13 protein-coding genes, 1 tRNA gene and 1 pseudogene are annotated in these 17,747 nt (G+C 63.0%); 7 read left to right on the forward strand and 8 right to left on the reverse strand.

Translation table 11 applies throughout. From position 1 onward, the window contains the following. Positions 1 to 68 precede the first annotated feature (68 nt). From SALMUC_RS29475 to SALMUC_RS04300, 5 genes are read left to right on the forward strand one after another with little or no spacing between them, the layout of a single operon-like run. A complete protein-coding gene (locus tag SALMUC_RS29475; RefSeq protein ID WP_156883361.1) occupies positions 69 to 986 on the forward strand; it encodes a hypothetical protein in 918 nt (305 codons plus the stop codon). Beyond that, positions 983 to 1,468, forward strand: a complete 486-nt coding sequence (locus SALMUC_RS29480; RefSeq protein ID WP_156883362.1) for a hypothetical protein — start codon at positions 983 to 985, stop codon at positions 1,466 to 1,468. The genes SALMUC_RS29475 and SALMUC_RS29480 overlap by 4 nt, the downstream gene beginning before the upstream one ends. 44 nt (positions 1,469 to 1,512) lie before the next feature. After that, complete coding sequence (locus SALMUC_RS29485) at positions 1,513 to 3,522, forward strand: ATP-binding protein (RefSeq protein ID WP_217626324.1); 2,010 nt, start codon at positions 1,513 to 1,515, stop codon at positions 3,520 to 3,522. 46 nt (positions 3,523 to 3,568) lie between these two features. Continuing rightward, entirely contained in the window at positions 3,569 to 4,036 is a 468-nt protein-coding gene (locus SALMUC_RS04295) for a hypothetical protein (protein WP_020042641.1), read from the forward strand. After that, positions 4,026 to 5,927 carry a DUF262 domain-containing protein gene (locus tag SALMUC_RS04300; RefSeq protein WP_020042642.1) on the forward strand — a complete coding sequence of 634 codons (1,902 nt, stop codon included), beginning with the start codon at positions 4,026 to 4,028 and terminating at the stop codon, positions 5,925 to 5,927. Before SALMUC_RS04295 ends, SALMUC_RS04300 begins: the two co-directional genes overlap by 11 nt. A gap of 145 nt (positions 5,928 to 6,072) precedes the next feature. On the opposite strand, the gene SALMUC_RS04305 is transcribed toward SALMUC_RS04300, so the two are convergent. Next, positions 6,073 to 6,147: transfer RNA gene (locus SALMUC_RS04305), tRNA-Phe, on the reverse strand. Positions 6,148 to 6,295: 148 nt separating this feature from the next. Between SALMUC_RS04305 and mnmH the strand changes: the two genes are divergently transcribed. Next, positions 6,296 to 7,354 (forward strand): tRNA 2-selenouridine(34) synthase MnmH, encoded by a 1,059-nt coding sequence (gene mnmH, locus SALMUC_RS04310; RefSeq protein ID WP_020042643.1) that lies wholly within the window; start codon positions 6,296 to 6,298, stop codon positions 7,352 to 7,354. Here the strand turns inward: mnmH and selD are convergent. From selD to SALMUC_RS29490, 7 genes and pseudogenes are all read right to left on the reverse strand, one after another. Beyond that, positions 7,336 to 9,493 (reverse strand): annotated as a pseudogene (gene selD, locus SALMUC_RS04315) (selenide, water dikinase SelD). The gene mnmH and the pseudogene selD sit on opposite strands and share 19 nt — an antisense overlap. Before the next feature lie 98 nt (positions 9,494 to 9,591). Then, positions 9,592 to 10,287, reverse strand: a complete 696-nt coding sequence (urtE, locus tag SALMUC_RS04320; RefSeq protein ID WP_020042645.1) for an urea ABC transporter ATP-binding subunit UrtE — start codon at positions 10,285 to 10,287, stop codon at positions 9,592 to 9,594. Positions 10,288 to 10,360: 73 nt separating this feature from the next. Beyond that, positions 10,361 to 11,101 (reverse strand): urea ABC transporter ATP-binding protein UrtD, encoded by a 741-nt coding sequence (gene urtD, locus SALMUC_RS04325; protein ID WP_020042646.1) that lies wholly within the window; start codon positions 11,099 to 11,101, stop codon positions 10,361 to 10,363. After that, positions 11,098 to 12,342, reverse strand: coding sequence for an urea ABC transporter permease subunit UrtC (gene urtC / locus SALMUC_RS04330; RefSeq protein WP_020042647.1), 1,245 nt, complete (start codon positions 12,340 to 12,342; stop codon positions 11,098 to 11,100). The genes urtD and urtC overlap by 4 nt, the downstream gene beginning before the upstream one ends. 150 nt (positions 12,343 to 12,492) lie before the next feature. Further along, complete coding sequence (gene urtB, locus SALMUC_RS04335) at positions 12,493 to 14,469, reverse strand: urea ABC transporter permease subunit UrtB (RefSeq protein ID WP_020042648.1); 1,977 nt, start codon at positions 14,467 to 14,469, stop codon at positions 12,493 to 12,495. Positions 14,470 to 14,550: 81 nt separating this feature from the next. Beyond that, a complete protein-coding gene (urtA, locus tag SALMUC_RS04340; RefSeq protein ID WP_020042649.1) occupies positions 14,551 to 15,840 on the reverse strand; it encodes an urea ABC transporter substrate-binding protein in 1,290 nt (429 codons plus the stop codon). A gap of 120 nt (positions 15,841 to 15,960) precedes the next feature. Beyond that, the gene (locus tag SALMUC_RS29490) at positions 15,961 to 16,332 is read right to left on the reverse strand and encodes a hypothetical protein (protein WP_156883363.1); all 372 of its coding nucleotides are present in this window, start codon (positions 16,330 to 16,332) and stop codon (positions 15,961 to 15,963) included. Here SALMUC_RS29490 and SALMUC_RS04345 point away from each other — a divergent pair. After that, positions 16,322 to 17,746, forward strand: a complete 1,425-nt coding sequence (locus SALMUC_RS04345) for a circularly permuted type 2 ATP-grasp protein (protein ID WP_020042650.1) — start codon at positions 16,322 to 16,324, stop codon at positions 17,744 to 17,746. The genes SALMUC_RS29490 and SALMUC_RS04345 overlap by 11 nt on opposite strands. Position 17,747: the final 1 nt, after the last annotated feature.

Raw genomic sequence — 17,747 nt, forward strand, 5'->3', positions numbered from 1 at the left:
TAGAAGCTTGACTTATTGGGGAAAAATCATGACTCTACCTCAACTCTGAAACGAGTTGGGGTAGTCCCTTGGCATTTGAGTATCGAAGAGACTGGGACGGTAAAGAGTGGCAGCGCTTTTCAAAGCAGCTTGTCCAAGTTCGGCATCGGCCCCAAAATGTGCAAGACGTTCCCGATAGGGTTCAGGGCGACGCTGGCCTCGAGTTCATCACATCTGACGGGTGCTGTTATCAGAGCTATGCGCCGGACGAAACCTCCGACGTTGCAAAAGCCGCCAGCGCAATGAAGGCAAAGGGTGCGCGAGACCTCCGCAAACTCGTAAAGAACAGAGAAATAGTCTCAAAAATCCTCGGACATCGGAAAATTTCCCGTTGGATTCTATTTTGCCCTTTCTTGGACAACAAGGATGTTATCTCGCATCTTCAGACGGTGGCAAAGGAAGTGAAGGAAGCAGGGCTGGACTTCTTGGCAACAGATTTCTGTGCTCTCGTGCAAAGCCAAGAGGATTTTGAAACCGAGTACCAACAGCTTCGTGCGAAGGCTGTAGGTGCACCATTGCCCATCACGAAGCCGACTTCAGGTCAACTTGAAGACGCGCACAGCAAGCTTGATCAGCGTGTCGAGGACAAGCTCAAACGTGCGTTTCCTTTTGATGATGATGAGAAGGCTGAAAAAAGAAAGAAAATATACGTTTATGCGCACGTCGAACGCGAGAATGTTCTTTCAGACTTGCGAGACGAATTCCCTGATTTTTGGGAAGCCTCAACTGAGTGCATTGACTCTGAGGAGCGCCGCCTTGAAATGGCCGGCGCTGAGGGCGATACCGCGCCTAAGCAGATAAATTCCTCCATAGATCGTGTCGCTAATGCCTTAAAGAGCCAAGTGCCCGGGCTTTCGGAGAGGCAAGTTGCCTCGATTTCGCAAGGTCAAGTTGGGACTTGGCTCATCGAATGCCCGTTGGATTTTCAGGAGCCTAACGGGAAATGAGCTATAAGATTCATACAGATCGAGACTTTTCTTTTGAACGTAAGCCTTCGCCCGTACCGGGCGACTTACGAATAGGCTGGCGCATACCTCTGACACTTCTGATGCTGAACTGCTCGCGTGGGAAGAAAGCATCGCTTGCAAAACTTAACCTCTTGAACGACGCACTGCGTTCGGAAAGATCGCGAGAAAAGTTGAGCAAAATCATACGCGGCGAAACTGCGCTCATAGAGTGGCGAATGCGTGTTGAGCCTGCGTTTGCTCGGAATATGGACCTATTAACTGGCGGGCAGCTGGCCGAATGGAAGGTGGCAAACGGAAAAGCAGCGATTTGCCTTACTAACAAGGGGAAGGATATTGCAGATAGACTTGAGAACGACGAAGAGAGCTTTATGTCAGAAAAGGCATTTCTTAGGGAATACGCGAGCAAGATCACAGAAGGTTTTGTGACACAAATCTTGCTAGCGAATAAGGCCCCATCATGATCCAAGTTTGTTCTCTGAAGCTTAGGTCGATCACAGCAAGAACCGTGTATGGCGTCGATCTTGATTTCACTTCCGGTCTCAACATTGTCCAAGCAGACAACACGTCTGGCAAGTCAACCTGCCTGCAGGCCATTATCTATGTTCTGGGTTTGGAGCGTTCGTTGAGTGCGAATTTGTCTGTCCCATTGCCATTTGCAATGAGAGAGCGAATTCATGAAACTAAAGATGACCCATATGAAGAGGTGCTTCAGTCCTATGTTGAAATTGAGGTTTGCAACCATAGGGACGAGAAGCTTCGTATCCGGCGAAGCATAGTCGGGGACGCCGACCCGAAACTCATTTCAACATGGTCGACAGAGGAAGCCGAAGACGATGGTCCGGTCAGGGAAACTCAGCGAGACTTTTTTGTCCATGATCCGGGATCAGCTACCAGAGAAAGTGGGTTCCATCACTTCCTAGCGGATTTCTTGGGATGGGAGTTGCCGGATGTTCCTAGGTTCGATGGGACCGAGTGTCCACTGTACGTCGAAACCCTATTCCCGATGTTCTTTGTTGAACAGAAGCGTGGTTGGTCCACAGTTCAAGGGCCGTTACCGACGCATTTTAGAATACAAGACATCAACAGGCGAGTCCTTGAATTTGTTCTGAATTTAGATGCCGGTAAGGTGCGTAGGGAGAGGGCTGAACTGAATAAGCGCATTGGCTTCCTTGAAAGCGACTGGACCGACAAGAGACGGGTGCTGTCGAAAGGCGGCGTCGACTTGATCCGATTTATCGGTGTGCCGAAAACCCCGACTGCCGAATTTTCGCACCAAGCAGCGATTTCTCTGGAAGTCTTCACGGATGGAGAGTGGTTGCCTTTGGAGCTAGCCTCTAAGGAACTTCAGGATGAAATCGAAAAACTAAACAACATCGAGCTAGTTTCCACGGAGGAGGCTGAGGCCAGTACACAACAAGCACTAGAAGTGGCCCAGTTAAAGTATGATGAACTTGGAGCAATGTTCGAAGTTGCAAGAACTGATTTCCGAGCGGTTCTTGAAGAAAACAGGGCATTGAAGAAGCGCCTTGAGGTGCTTGATATCGATCTAAAACGACATCAAGACACCAAGAAACTGATGGCTCTCGGGTCGGAGGTTGCCGATGCCGTAGCATTCGAAAGCTGTCCGACCTGCCATCAACATTTGAACCAAGAACTTCTTCCACCAAGTTCCTCGGGGGCGATGGCTCTGGATGAAAACATAGCCTTTATCAAGTCGCAGCAACTCATGTACAAGTCAGCGCTAGCGGCCACTGAAGAGAGACTTGGGGAGCTTCGTCTACGAGGCCGGTCCATCGAGCAAGACTATAAAGAAGCGCAAAGCGAGCTTCGTAGCCTGAAACGTGCGCTTGTGCGCCCAGCATCCAGCGTAAGCAGGGCAACAATTGAAAAATCGGTTCGGTTGCAAGCACGCGTGGATCAGTGGCAGGAGATGCAGGAACGTGCTGACGGTCTTGTAGACGATTTGGTCGCAATTGCAAAAGAATGGGCGATACTTTCTTCGCGACTTAAGGAATTGCGAACGGGAGACGACTTTTCCTCGGAGGACAAGAACAAGATTTCACGCCTCCAGTCCCTCATCCAAGGCCACCTGAAAACATTTGATTTCCATTCCTTCCCGCCTTCTGAAATCACCTTGGCTAGGGACAACTTTAGACCACAGGTGCTGGTATTTGATAAGGATTCCGGCGGAGAAATCGAGAAAGACATCGGCTTTGAAGCATCTGCCAGCGATGGCATTCGCCTCAAGTGGTCGTACTATCTTTCTCTTCTAGAGCTGGATGAGAACTACGACACCAACCATGCAGGGCTGGTGGTGTTCGATGAACCAGGGCAACAGGCGGCCGATCCCGTAAACCTTACCAGCTTGTTTCAAGAGTCGGCCAAGGTAAGACCGGATCGACACCAGATCTTGATCGCAACCTCGGAAAAGGAACATGCCATCAAAGAGGGGCTTGGTGATCGTCCATACAATTTGATCTCATTCAGCGGCTACATCTTGAAACCGTTGAGCTGATCGAGATTGGCCGGGACTCGATGCACAATTTTCGGAAACATCGCTAATGACCAATTTCCAGCGTGAAGGATCGATCAGCAACGCCCATGTTGGCCGTGATTTCGAGGCCCGCGCCCGTGCCATCCTCGCGGCCCACGGCATTCGGTTGCAAGTGAACCATAAGGTGCCCTGTGGTCTGGGGAACGAAAAGAAGCTGCACACCTTTGACCTCGGCGCGGAAGAGCCGCCCGTGATCGTTGAGTGCAAATCTCAGACGTGGACAAAGGGCGACGTGGTTCCCAGCGCCAAGATGAAGAACTGGGCCGAGGCAATGTTCTATTTCCACATGGCCCCACCGATGTACCGCAAGATATTCTTTGTCGAGCAGAGCTTACGCGTCCGCACGGGCGAGAGCCTGCTCGTCTATTTCCGCCGCACGCAAAGCCACATGATCCCGCCGGACGTGGAGTTCTGGGAACTGCCGCGCGACAGCGACGATGTTGAGATTTTCGGGAGTATTGCCGATGGACGCTGACGATCACCCGGTTGAGGTCATTTTGAAGGCTGCACGACGGTACATGGTGCCGCTCTATCAGCGCAAGTACCAGTGGGACGACAACGATCTGACGCCCTTCTGGGAAGACGTCTCCGCGAAGGCATCGGAGGTGTTGGAAGGTGCAAGCAAGTTTGAGCATTACATGGGCGCGCTGATCCTCGCCCCAGTTGATAGCGGCGCAAAATATGCCTTCACCCCGACAGTGCAGGTCGTGGATGGCCAGCAGCGATTGACCACCTTTCAACTGTTTCTCGCCGCGCTGCGAGAGGTGGCACGACATCACGGGCAGCATGACTTCATCGACCACATCAACGGCTATTTGACCAATGTGCCTCAAAGCAAAGACACTGACCCGCTGACGCGGTTCAAGTTGACCCCGACCCCCATTGACCGTGATCTGTTCCACGACATCATCGATTTGACGGCAAAGGAAGCCGACAAGAAGTACGCCTCTCTTTTCCATGGCAGGCGGATTCCCAAAAATCGGCCACAGAAGGCGTATCGCGCCTATCACCTGTTCCGCCAGTGGATCGAAGATTTCGTCCAGCACGGCCCGCAGGACTTCGAGGGCGGCTCAGACGAGCCAGAAGACGCCGAGGATCATATCGACGAGGGTATCACGCCCGAGGACGTGTCGGCGCGTCTGGAGGCGCTCTTGAGCGCGCTGCTGGATCGTTTGAAGCTGGTGGTCATCACGCTTGGCGAAAGCGATGACGCTCAGGTGATCTTCGAGACGTTAAACTCGAAGGGCAAGCCACTGTTAGCGATGGACCTCGTTCGCAACAACATCTTCCACCGCGCCGAGAAGCAGAAGGCCAAGGTTGAGACGCTGTACAAAAAGCTGTGGGACCCGCTCGATCACCCGTGGTGGCGTGAGCCTGCACCGAATGCGCGCCCCACGCGTCCGCGCCTCGATCATTTCCTTGCGCACATGCTCGCCGCCGAAACCGGCCAGAAGATTTCGATCCGCGAACTATACGCCGAGTATCGAGATTTCGCTGTGCCAAAGGGTCGCCCGCGTTTCGAGAACGTCGAGGATGAACTGAAGCTGCTTGAGAAGTATGCGCCCGTCTATCGCACACTAGAGGGCAAAGAGGATTGCGATCCGTCCCTGAAATGGCTTGGGCGAAAGTTGACGACATGGCAGGTGACCACCGTTTACCCGGTGGCCTTGCAGATGGGGCAGGAGGACTTGCCGCCAGAGGAACGGGAGCAACTAGCGCAACTGATCTACTCCTATCTGGTGCGCCGAACGCTCTGCAATCTGACGACGAAGAACCTCAACAAGGTGTTCCAATCTATTGCCGCTGAGTTCCTTGAGAACGGCGTGTCCGTTGCAAGCTTCAAGGGCTACTTCTCGAAGAAGGCGGGGGTAAGCAGCCGGTTCCCGACCGACCGCGACGTTCGGTACGGCATCTTGAACGAGAATGCCTATGCGATTTCGCCGCGCCCACGACTGACGGACATCCTGTGGGAACTGGAACTCGCCAGCAGGTCGAAACTTGCCGAGCAATCCGACCAGCCCCCGAACCTGTGGGTCGAGCATGTCATGCCGCGGTCGTGGGGTAACGACTGGCCCTACGAGGATGGGACGATCGGGCACCATGCAGATGGTGATGAATATGCCATCGCGCGCAACGCCATCCTGCACACGCTGGGCAACCTCACGCTGTTGACGGGCGGCCTGAACATCTCGTCGGGGAACAAGGGTTTTGATGAGAAGAAGGCAAAGTTCGCCGAACACACTGGCTTGTTCCTCAATAAGTGGTTCACCGGGAAAACGCGCTGGACCGAAAATGAAATCCGCGAGCGAGGCGAACGGTTCGCAGACCTTGCCGTTTCGCGCTGGGTCGGATTGGACGGAAGCTGACTATTTCAACAACACAACAACGCTGAACATGCCGCATGGATCGGCAACGAGTCCGACATGCTACCCAAATGATACCCACGGCAAAATATCTGCCTATCTAGCGACAATGGCGACGCGACAAGACATTGTTTTAATTTGATTTAAATGGTGCCCGGGGGCGGAATCGAACCACCGACACGAGGATTTTCAATCCACTGCTCTACCCCTGAGCTACCCGGGCACCGGGGAAGGGCGCTGCCCTTCGGGTGCAGCGGGGATAGCCGACGCTCCGGGGAGTGTCCAGAGGGTTTTGAAGGAAAATCCCGCCACCGGCGCCCGTGGCATCATGATGCTTTTCTCCGGGAGCCAGCAGGGGTAGACGAGAGCGCATGGCGCTGCGCTTCACCTCTCTCGACCAGATCCTGTCGCACGGGTTCGACACCGTCATCGACGTCCGCAGCCCGGCCGAATTCGCCGAGGATCACGTGCCCGGCGCGATCAACCTGCCGGTGCTCGACAACGAGGAGCGCGCCCGCGTCGGCACGATCTACAAGCAGCAGTCGCCCTTCCTCGCGCGCAAGCTCGGGGCCGCGCTGGTGTTCCGCAACGCGGCCGCGCATATCGAGGGGCCGCTCGCTCATCATGAAGGCGGCTGGCGGCCGCTGGTCTATTGCTGGCGGGGCGGTCAGCGCTCTGGGGCGCTCACCTGGATGCTGCAGCAGATCGGCTGGCGGGCAGATGTGGTCGAGGGCGGGTACCGAACCTACCGGCGGCTCGTGAGCCATGCGCTTTACGACGCCCCGCTGCGGCACAGGCTGGTTCAACTTGGTGGGCACACAGGCACGGCCAAGACCGCATTGCTGCCGCGGCTCGAGTCGCGCGGGCTGCAGGTGATCGACCTCGAAGGGCTGGCGCGGCATCGCGGCTCGCTCTTGGGAGACATGCCGGGTGGACAGCCGAGCCAGAAGGAATTCGAGACGAACCTGGCCGTGGCGCTCGAGCGGCTCGATCCGGCACGGCCAGTGGTGGTCGAGGCCGAGAGCAGCAAGATCGGGCAGATCCTTCTGCCGCCATCGCTCTGGGCCGCGATGAAGGATGCGCCCTGGATCGAGGTCTCGGCGCCCATTGATGAACGCGCGGCCTACCTCGATGCGGCCTATGACGACATCCTGTCGGACGGCGAGCGGCTCAAGGCGCAGCTGGCGCCGCTGCGCTATCATCGCGGGCATGCGCTGGTCGACGCTTGGGAGGGCCTGATCGACGCGGGCGAGCGGATCGCGCTCTGCCGCTCGCTGGCCGCCGATCATTATGACCCGGCCTACGACAAGTCGATGTCCGCCGTGCGCCCCTCCGTCCTGCAGCGCTTCGAGGCCGACAGCCTCGACGGTGCCGGTCTCGACGCGCTGGCCGACCGCATTGCCGAGGGGCTTCAGACCACCGAAATCTGACCCGGCCGGCTGGTGAGCCGGCCGATGCAGGCGGCAGTGACGCCGGCCGCGTGCAGCGCCGCGAGCGCCGCCGGACCGTCGGGAACCGCCGCGAGCAGACCGCCGGCGGTCTGCGGATCGAAAAGCAGGTCGGCGCGCGGCCCCTCGGGCAGGCCCGGCAGGGCCTCGCGGTTGCGTGGATAAAGGGTCGAGCGCACGCCCCGCGCCGAGAGTGTTGCGGCGCCCTCCAGCAGCGGCACGCCGGCGAGGTCGATCTCCGCACCCGTGCCAGAGGCCGCGCAGATGTTGGCGAGATGGCCGGCCAGGCCGAAGCCGGTGACGTCGGTCATCGCATGGGCATCGCGCAGCGCGCGGGCGGCGTCTGTCTGCGGGGCGGTCATGCGGTCCATGGCTGCGGCGATCCACGCGCCTTCCGCCTGGCCCGCCATCTCTGCGGCCATGAGCACGCCGGTGCCCAGCGGCTTGGTCAGGATCAGCGCATCGCCGGGCCGGCCGCCGGCAAGCGTGATCGGATCGCGCTCGCAAAGCCCGGTGATGGTGAAGCCGATGGTCATCTCGGCGCCCATCGAGGAATGGCCGCCGACGATCTCGGCGCCGGTCTCGCGGAAGATGCCCGAGGCGGCGTCGAGGATCTCGGTCAGCGTGCGTTCGGCCAGCGCTTCGGACATGCGGGGCAGGACGAGGTTGGCGGTCGCGGCCTGCGGTGCGGCACCCATGGCCCAGATGTCGCCAAGCGCGTGGACGGCCGCGATGCGGGCCATGACCCAGGGATCCTCGACGAAGGCGCGCAGATGGTCGGTTGTCATCACCTGCCGCTGCCCGCCCACGGTGAGCAGGGCCGCGTCGTCGCCGGGCAGGGCGGTAATGTCGTCGCGCGCGGAGGGTGGCAGGCGGTCCAGCGCAGCCGCGAGGGCACCGCTGCCCACCTTGGCGCCGCAGCCGCCGCACATGGGTTTGCCCCCAAGCGCCTCCTCGGCCCCGGCGGCACGAGGCACGGGCAGGGCGGGCGTCGCCATGGCGGGCAACTCGTGGAATCGGTCCATGAAGCGGCGGTCGATGCGGTCCTTCCACCGCCACATGAGCGGGCCCGAGAGGGCGAGGCCGAAGCGATTCCCCAGCGCGGACCGTTCGCCCAGCGAGATCAGCTTGAGATAGTCGCGCTGCGGCTTGTATGAGCGCAGGTCGTTGGTGCCGGCGAGGCGGGCGCGCAGGTTGTCGAGGAGCACCGGAGCCTGCCGCACGGCGTAGACCCCGGCCTTTGGGCGGGGCGTGTCCGCCATGTGAGCGCAGTCGCCGCAGGCGAAGACATTTTCCGCCGAGCTTTGCAGCGTGGGGGCCACGCGGATGAAACCGTCGTGCAGGTCGAGGCCGGTTCGCGTCATCCAGCCATGCGGCCGTGCACCCGCCGCGCCCGTGACGAAGTCGGCCTCGATCCCGCGGCCGTCTACGAGTTCCAGCCCCTCGGCCGTGACACGCGCGATCGGGGCGTCTTCCACGAGGGTCACGCCTTGCGCCTCGAGAGCGGCACGCAGCCGCGACGCGGCGGGCGCGCGCAGGGTCGCGAGGGCCGTGCCGCTGTCGACGAGGTGCACCTGTGCCGGACGGCGGGCCTGTCGCAGCGCGTGGGCCATGGCCATCGAAAGCTCCGCACCCGCGACTCCGCCACCGATCGACGGCGACCGAGGCAGGACCCGTGCCCTCGCGGTAATGCGCCCAGCGGGTGGCGAAGGAGCCGAGAGGCTTGGCAGGCACCGCGTGCTCGGCAAAGCCCGGCAGGTCGGGCATGGCCGAGGTGATGCCGACGTCGACCGAGGCCACGTCATAGGCCACCGGCGGGCGGCCGGGCACATGAACCTGGCCGCGCAACGGGTCGATCCCCTCGGCCGCGCCGAGGATGACGCGCGCGCCCGCGAAGCGCGCGAGACGGACGAGGTCGATGTCCAGGTCCGCGCGCGCGTAGTGACCAGCAACGAAGCCCGGCAGCATGCCGGAGTAGGGCGCGGTGGGCCCGGGGTTGATCAGCGTCACCCGCGCGCCGGGCAGCGGCTTCATGCCCCACATGCGCAGGACCAGTGCATGGGTGTGTCCGCCGCCGATCAGCACGAGGTCGCGGGTCAGGGGCAGGGAGGGGTCTTGCATCGGCGGGTCTCCTTCTGGGAGAGCCCTTTAGCATGCAGGATCGGCGGCGCCCATGCGCCCGGAGCGCGCGCCCGATGCGTCCCGCGAGAGGGACCGCCTCAGATGGAGACCTTTGCCAGCAGCTCGTCGCGGCCGATCTCGCCGGCGCGACCGGAGAGTGCGACCTCGCCGCGGGTCACGGCGACGAAGCTGTCGGCCAGGTCCCACATGAAGTCGAAATACTGCTCGACCAGCACCACCGCCATCTCGCCGCCGTCGCGCAGCTGCGCGATCACCCGTCCGATCTGCTGGATGATGTTCGGCTGGATGCCCTCGGTCGGCTCGTCCAGCAACAGCACGCGCGGCCGCGTGATGAGCGCCCGCGCGATGGCAAGCTGCTGCTGCTGCCCGCCCGAAAGGTCGCCGCCCCGGCGGTTCAGGAAGTCCTTGAGGATCGGGAAGAGCTCGAAGATGTGCTCGGGCACGCCGTGCTCGGCCCGGTCGAGGCAGGCAAAGCCGGTCTCGAGGTTTTCCTGTACGGTCATCAGCGGAAAGATCTCGCGCCCCTGCGGGACGTAGGCGATGCCCGCGCGCGCCGCCTGGAAGGCGTTGAGGTGGCCCAGCGGTCGGCCGTCGAGCGTGATGCTGCCCCCCGAGTAGGGATGCCGCCCGGCAATGGCCTTGAGGAGCGAGGTCTTGCCCACGCCGTTCGTTCCGGTCACGGCGGTGACCTTGCCCGCCTCGGCGCCGAGCGAAATCCCGTGCAGGATCTGGCTCTGTCCGTAATGCAGGGTAAGGTTCTCGACACTCAGCATCGGTCAACTCCCGTCGCGAATTCCTTGGAAGGAACTTGCAGATCAATTCCAAAAGACGTGCGCCCGCTCATGATCAGCGTCCCAGGTAGACGTCGATGACCTGGCTGTCCGAGGTCACGTGGTCCAGCGAGCCTTCGGCCAGGACCGAGCCCTCGTGCAGCACGGTCACCTTGCAGTTCAGCCTGCGGACGAATTCCATGTCGTGTTCGACCACCACCACCGCGTGCTTCTCGGCGGCGCGGCGCAGCAGGTCCGTGGTGTGCTCGCGCTCGGCCGGGGTCATGCCGGCGGCGGGTTCGTCCACCAGCAGCAGGCGCGGGGCCTGCGCCAGCAGCATCCCGATCTCGAGCCACTGCTTCTGGCCGTGGCTCAGCTCGCCCGCCGGGCGGGCCAGCTCTGCCGTGAGCCCGATCTCCTCTGCGATGGATTCGATCCGCGCGGCGCCCTCGCTGTTCTTGCGGTAGAGCAGCACGTCGAACGGACTGCGCTTGTTCTTCAGCGCCATCGCGAGATTTTCGCGCACCGACTGCGCTTCGAAGACTGTGGGCTTCTGGAACTTGCGGCCGACGCCGGCGCGGGCGATGTCGCTTTCGCTCATCTTGAGCAGCGAGTACGAGCGTTCGCCGTAGATGACACGACCCTCGTCGGGCCGGGTCTTGCCGGTGATGATGTCCATGAACGTGGTCTTGCCGGCGCCGTTCGGCCCGATGATGGCGCGCAGTTCCGGCTCGCCGATCTGGAAGCTCAGGTTGTTGATCGCCTTGAAGCCGTCGAAGCTGACCGAGACGCCGGACATTTCGAGAAGGGTGCTCATTTCTCTTCCTCCCCTTCGGACTTGCGTCGCGCGCCCTTGTCGGGGCCATAGCCGCCCACGCGGGCCGGCATGACCGGGTGGGTCCGGCCCATCAGGTCGAAGAGCCCGCCGATGCCCTTGGGCGCCAGCAGCGTGACCGCGACGAAGCTCACGCCCAGCAGGACGAGCCACCAGTCGGTCCACTGGATCGTGTAGAAGCCGAGCGGGATGTCGGGTGCGCCGCCGCTGGTGAACCAGGACGACAGCAGCGAGACCACGCCCGCGCCGATCGCCGCGCCGTAGAGCCGGCCGCGACCGCCGATGGCGACCCAGACCGCGAGGTAGATCGAGGCGATGGGCGCGATCTCGTTGGGATTGATGATGCCGGCCTGCGGGTAGTAGAGCGCGCCGGCGATGCCGGCGACGATGCCGGTCAGGGTGAAGACGAAGAGCTTGTAGCTCTCGACGTGGTAGCCGAGGAAACGCACCCGGCTTTCGTTGTCGCGGATGCCGCGGATGACCGAGCCCATCTTGCCCGAGACCACCCAGGCAAAGAGCAGGTAACCCGCCGCCAGCGCCGCGGCCGAGCCCCAGAAGAACCAGATCGAGACCAGGCTCTGCGGCACGGCATCGAGGCCCGGCAGGTTCTGCAGGCCGGAAAGCCCGTTGTTGCCGCGCAGCCCGCTGTCGTTCTGGAAGAGGTAGAGCGAGAGCGCGAGCGTCATGGCCTGCGTCAGGATCGACAGGTAGACGCCGGTGACGCGGCTGCGGAAGGCGAGCCAGCCGAAGACGAGGGCCAGGATCCCGGGCACCAGCACCACCAGCGCCATCTGCGCCCAGAAGCTGGAGGCAAAGAACCAGATCGCGGGAAACTCCGAGGCGCCCACCACGCCGAAGATCTGCGTGCCGACGGCGTCGTGGATCTCCTGCGGCGTCGGGGGGATCGCGGCGGCGGCGAGGCTTTCGGCGACGATGATCTCGGTCCGCGCGTACATCAGCCACATGCCGATCATGTAGCCGCCGAGCCCGAAGAAGGCCATGTGCCCGAGGCTGAGGATGCCCGTGTAGCCCCAGACCACGTCCATGGCGACGGCCACCAGCATCAGGCAGAGCGTGCGGCCCAGCGTCTTGACAAAGCTCGTGGAGATCGCGCCGGTGCCGGCGCCGGTCGAGAGCACGGTCACCACCAGGGTGAAGACCGCGAGGGCGAGCAGGAACCAGAAAATCGAGCGGTTCTCGGTGAGGAAGGTTTTGCGGGTCATGGCATGGCCCTCGTCGGTTCGGGTTGCGCCGCGGCTGGGCCGCGTCGCCGGGGGGCGCGCGCCTGCGGCGCGCGCGGGCGTCCGCTGGCGCGAACGCCCGGTGCGTATTTGGAGAAAGATGAAGGGGCGGGAGCGGTTCTGGTCATCGGGTCAGTCTCCGGCCGCGCGGCCCTTAAGGGCGACGATGCCCTTGGGACGGAACTGAATGAAGAAGATCACGAAGAGGATCATGTAGGTCTGGGCCGCGAGGGTGTTGGAGGGGTTGAACCACTCGATGCCCTTCTGCAGCACGCCGATCAGCGTGGCGCCCGCCAGCGTGCCCCAGACGTTTCCGACGCCGCCGACGACCACCGTCATGAAGCTTTGCACGATGTAGTTGGCGCCCATCTCGGAGGTCACCTGCGCGTAGAGGCCGATGGCGACGCCCGCGATGCCGGCGATGCCGGAGCCGAGGCCGAAGGTCAGCATGTTGATGCGGTCGGGGTTGATGCCCATCGAGCCCGCCATGCCTGGGTTCTGCGTCACGGCGCGGACCTCGAGCCCCAGTCGCGTGCGGTTGAGCACGAAGAGGATGAGGGCGAGGAAGATCAGCGCCAGCACGAAGATCGCGATGCGGATGTTCGAAATGGCGATCACGTCGTTCACGACCCAGGCGCCGTCGAGCCAGCCGGGCGAGGTGAGCGGGCGGGCCTGCGTGCCGAAGATGTTCTTGGCCAGCTGCTGCAGCATGATCGAGATGCCGAAGGTGGCGAGCAGCGTTTCGAGCGGGCGGTGGTAGAGCCAGCGGATCACCAGCCGTTCCAGTGCGACACCGGCGCCGAAGGTGACCGCGAAGGCCAGCGGCAGCGCCACGATCAGCGACATGGTGTAGTCGGGGATGATCTGCTGCACGACGTAGCCGGTATAGGCGCCCATCATGATGAACTCGCCATGGGCCATGTTGATGACGCCCATGACGCCGAAGGTGATGGCGAGCCCGATGGCCGCGAGGAAGTAGATCGAGGCGAGCGAGAGCGCGTCGAGCCCGAGGTCGGCCATCTGGTTGAGAAAGACCCGGGTCTCGACCTCGTCGAGGGCCGTGCGGGCGGCGTCGGTGATCGCCGGGTCGGGCTCGTCGTATTCGAGGTAGAAGACGTGCGAGGCTAGCGCCTCGGCGCGGCTCTCATCGGTGACCAGCGGCGGCACGGTGCCGGCCTCGGCGAGCGCGGCATAGGCGCGGGCGCGGCCCGCCTCGGTGCCCAGTTGGCCCACGGGCACGCCGCCGACGCGGCCGTCCGCGAGGTTGGCGGTCAGTGCGGCCTTGATTTCCTCGCGGCTCTGCGCGGCGGGTGCGAGGCCCTCGTCGACGAGGCGGGCGTAGGCCTCGGCCGCGGGCAGCGCGTCGCTGCCGGGCTCCAGCTCGGTCGCGATGTTGGCGTCTTCGGGCAGGCTTTCGGCCACGCGCTGTTGGGTCTCGAGGATCTGGCTCAGGGAGGCGCGGGCCTCGAGGCTGAGGCCGCTCGCGAGCGACGAGATGGCCTCGATGCGGTCCTCGGTGCTGTCGGCGAAGCGGGCCGAGAGGATGGCGGCGAGGCGTTCCTTGCGGGCACGGATCGCGGGATCCTGCTCGCCCTCGATGGAATTGCGCAGGGGGGCGAGCTGTTCGGCGTTGGGCCGGCGGGCGAGGGCGTCGAGCGCGTCGCTGCGCACAGCCGGATCGGGGTCGGAGAGCTGGAACTGCACGAGCGCGGAGCCGATCACGCGGCGGACGCCGCCGTTGGGACGGATCTCCTCGACCGCGTCCTCGGGAGCGGAACCGGCGGGCTCGCCGGTGGCGATGTTCGTCAGGGCGTAGGTCTCGCCCTCGTCCTCGGCATAGTAGAAGCGGCCGTCCTCGGTGTTGAGATAGACCTCGCGGTCGGCCCAGCGTTCAAGGAAAGTGGCGGCGGAGGGCAGGCCGGAGGCGACCAGATCGTCGATCACGGCACCCACGGTGCGGCGGCCTGGGTCGGCGACCTCTTCGGCATGGGTCTGCAGGATCGACTGCAGATCGCTGGCGGCATCGTCCTGCTGCGCGCGGCCGGTGCCCGGAAGGGCGGCGCAGGCGCAAAGGACAAGCGCGAAGACGATCGGGAGAACGCGCGGCATCGGCGACCTTCGGAATTACGGGAGGGCAGGGATGCGGCGGGCGCGCAAGGGAGACGCGCGCCCGCCATGAGAGGCGTCAGATCAGTAGTTGGACTTGATCTGGACGCATGTCTCGGTCTCGGTGTTGTACATACCGCACTCGAGCTCTTGCCAGTCGGACTTCAGCGGCGCCGATTCCGGCAGGAAGTCGGTCCATGCGTCGCCCGGAACTTCCTCGGTCTGGGTGATGATGTCGAACTGGCCGTCGGCACGGATCTCGCCGATGAGGACCGGCTTCGACAGGTGATGGTTGGTGTTCATCACCGCGGTGCCGCCCGTCAGGTTCGGGAATTCCTGGCCCCACATCGCCTCGCGCACGGCATCGACGTCGGTGGTGCCGGCCTCTTCCGCGGCGTTCACCCACATGTTGAAGCCGATGTAGTGGGCCTCCATCGGGTCGTTGGTCACGCGGCTGTCGTCACCGATGTACTCGTGCCACTGGGCGATGAATTCCTCGTTCTCCGGCGTGTCGGCCGACATGAAGTAGTTCCAAGCGGCGAGGTGGCCGACGAGGTTCGAGGTGTCGAAGCCCGAGAGCTCTTCCTCGCCAACCGAGAAGGCGACGACCGGGATGTCGGCGGCATCGACGCCCTGCGCGGCCAGCTCCTTGTAGAAGCCCACGTTTGCGTCGCCGTTGATGGTCGAGATCACGCCCACCAGGCTGCCGTCCGCGGACAGGTCCTGCACGTCCGACACGATGGTCGACCAGTCCGAGTGGCCGAAGGGCGTGTAGTTGACGAAGATGTCCTCCTCGGCGATGCCGTTGTCCATCAGGTAGGACTCGAGGATGTTGTTCGTCGTGCGCGGGTAGACGTAGTCGGTGCCGAGCAGGGCGAACTTCTCGATGCCGAGTTCCTCGAGGAAGTAGTCCACGGCCGGGATTGCCTGCTGGTTCGGCGCGGCGCCGGTGTAGAACACGTTCTTCGAGCTTTCCTCGCCCTCGTACTGCACGGGGTAGAAGAAGAGGCCGTTCAGCTCTTCGATGACCGGCAGCACGGCCTTGCGCGAGGCCGAGGTCCAGGAGCCGAAGATCACGTCGACGTCGTCGGTCGTCAGCAGCTCGCGGGCTTTCTCCGCGAAGAGCGGCCAGTCGGAAGCCGGGTCCTTGACGACCGCCTCGAGATCGCAGCCCAGCACGCCGCCGGCCTCGTTCTGCTTCTCGATCAGCATCTCCATCGTGTCCTTGAGCGTGGTCTCGGAGATCGCCATCGTGCCCGAGAGCGAGTGCAGCACGCCCACCTTGATGGGGCATTCCACGTCCTGCGCCGATGCGGCGCCCGCGGCAACGAGCGCTGCCGCTGCCACGCCGGTGAGTTTCAGTGTCCTGGTCATGTCGTTCGGTCCATCCCTGTGGTTGCGGCACCGCTCCGGACCGCCCCGGAGGCGATCCGCGTCGGGGCGAGCCCGAGGCTCGCGCGCCGCTGGTGGTTCTTGTCTTGCCGGCGAGGGCCTTCAATCCGTTTCGGCCTGTCCCCCCGGCTCCCCGTCTGCGCCCTCATCGGGCACGGGACTCCCGATAAATGACGCGACGTCGCTGGCCACGCCCAATTTGTCCGCAGTGGCCGCGCCGGCGTTGCTCTTGATTAAAAAGCGTGCGGAAAACTGGTGTGCGGCTGATGAATTGTGCAATATTTGCGCAAGCGGTGTTCGCTCGTCGGCCACCTGGCCGCTGGTCGCCGGGGCATGAGAGCTTGAGCTGGGTGTCTCGCCCATTTTTTCATCGCGCCTTGGGGCGGAATTTCCTTTTTCCGGAAGAAGGCTTTTACTAGGCGGCGGAAAGGTGAAGTTTGGGGTGGAGAGCGAAGGGGAAAAAATGAGCGCCAACGACACGGGCATCTTCAACGAGATGTTGAGCGGCGACCAGGTTCGCGCCGCCTATACCAACCTCGAGCAATGGCACCGGTCCATGCCGGCCGAATTGCGCAGCCTGAAACAATCGGAAGCCGAGGCGCTGTTCCGCCGGGTGGGGATCACCTTCGCCGTCTATGGCGAGGGCGGAGATCCCGAGCGCCTGATTCCCTTCGACATGTTCCCCCGGGTGCTGACCGACCCGGAATGGCGTCGGCTCGACCGCGGGGTGCGGCAACGCGCGGCGGCGCTCAACGCGTTCCTCTGCGACGTCTACGACCGGCGCGAGATCATCCGCGCGGGGCGCATTCCCGAGCACCTGGTGACGAACAACGAGGCCTACGAAAAGGCGGTCGCGGGCTTCCGCCCGCCGCGGGGCGTATTCAGCCACATCGTGGGCGTCGACCTCGTGCGCACCGGGCCCGACCAGTTCTACGTGCTCGAGGACAACTGCCGCACGCCCTCGGGCGTCAGCTACATGCTGCAGAACCGCGAGATCATGATGCGCATGTTCCCGCAGCTCTTCATGGAAAACCGGATCCGCCCGGTCGACGGCTACGCCGGCCAACTGAAGAAGACGCTGGCCTCGGTCGCGCCCAAGAAATGCCAGGGCGAGCCGCGCATCGCGATCCTGACGCCCGGGCAGTTCAACTCGGCTTACTACGAGCACTCCTTCCTTGCCGATCTCATGGGGGTCGAACTGGTCGAGGGGCAGGACCTTTTCGTCGAGGGCGATTTCGTCTGGATGAAGACCACCGAGGGCCCCAAGAAGGTCGACGTCATCTATCGCCGGATCGACGACGCCTTCCTTGACCCCCTGTGCTTCCGTCCGGACTCCATGCTGGGCGTGCCCGGGTTGATGGACGTCTACCGCTCGGGCGGCGTGACGATCTGTTCGGCGCCGGGCGCGGGCGTCGCCGACGACAAGGCGATCTACACCTACGTGCCCGAGATGGTGCGCTTCTACCTGGGCGAGGAGCCGGTGCTGGAAAACGTGCCCACGTGGCAGTGCGCCAAGAAGGACGACTGCAAATACGTGCTGGAGCACCTCGACGAACTGGTGGTGAAAGAGGTGCACGGCTCGGGCGGCTATGGCATGCTGGTCGGACCCAAGGCCGACAAGTCGACCCTCGAGGCCTTCGAGGCCAAGATCCGCGACAGACCCGAGAACTACATCGCGCAGCCCACGCTGTCGCTCTCGGCCTGCCCGACCTTCGTCGAGGAGGGGATCGCGCCGCGCCACGTCGACCTGAGGCCCTTCTGCCTCGTTGGCGAGTCGATCGAGCTTGTGCCGGGCGGGCTGACCCGCGTTGCGCTCAAGGAGGGGTCTCTGGTGGTCAACTCGTCGCAGGGCGGCGGGGTCAAGGACACCTGGGTGCTGGCGGAGTGAC

The sequence above is a fragment of the Salipiger mucosus DSM 16094 genome, from assembly GCF_000442255.1.
GTDB classification, from domain to species: domain Bacteria; phylum Pseudomonadota; class Alphaproteobacteria; order Rhodobacterales; family Rhodobacteraceae; genus Salipiger; species Salipiger mucosus.

Coding starts and splice junctions, on each gene's coding strand:
- SALMUC_RS29480 (WP_156883362.1), top strand. CDS start 983: ATGAGCTATAAGATTCATACAGATCGAGACTTTTCTTTTGAACGTAAG.
- SALMUC_RS04295 (WP_020042641.1), top strand. CDS start 3,569: ATGACCAATTTCCAGCGTGAAGGATCGATCAGCAACGCCCATGTTGGC.
- SALMUC_RS04300 (WP_020042642.1), top strand. CDS start 4,026: ATGGACGCTGACGATCACCCGGTTGAGGTCATTTTGAAGGCTGCACGA.
- mnmH (WP_020042643.1), top strand. CDS start 6,296: ATGGCGCTGCGCTTCACCTCTCTCGACCAGATCCTGTCGCACGGGTTC.
- urtE (WP_020042645.1), bottom strand. CDS start 10,287: ATGCTGAGTGTCGAGAACCTTACCCTGCATTACGGACAGAGCCAGATC.
- urtD (WP_020042646.1), bottom strand. CDS start 11,101: ATGAGCACCCTTCTCGAAATGTCCGGCGTCTCGGTCAGCTTCGACGGC.
- urtC (WP_020042647.1), bottom strand. CDS start 12,342: ATGACCCGCAAAACCTTCCTCACCGAGAACCGCTCGATTTTCTGGTTC.
- urtB (WP_020042648.1), bottom strand. CDS start 14,469: ATGCCGCGCGTTCTCCCGATCGTCTTCGCGCTTGTCCTTTGCGCCTGC.
- urtA (WP_020042649.1), bottom strand. CDS start 15,840: ATGACCAGGACACTGAAACTCACCGGCGTGGCAGCGGCAGCGCTCGTT.
- SALMUC_RS04345 (WP_020042650.1), top strand. CDS start 16,322: ATGAGCGCCAACGACACGGGCATCTTCAACGAGATGTTGAGCGGCGAC.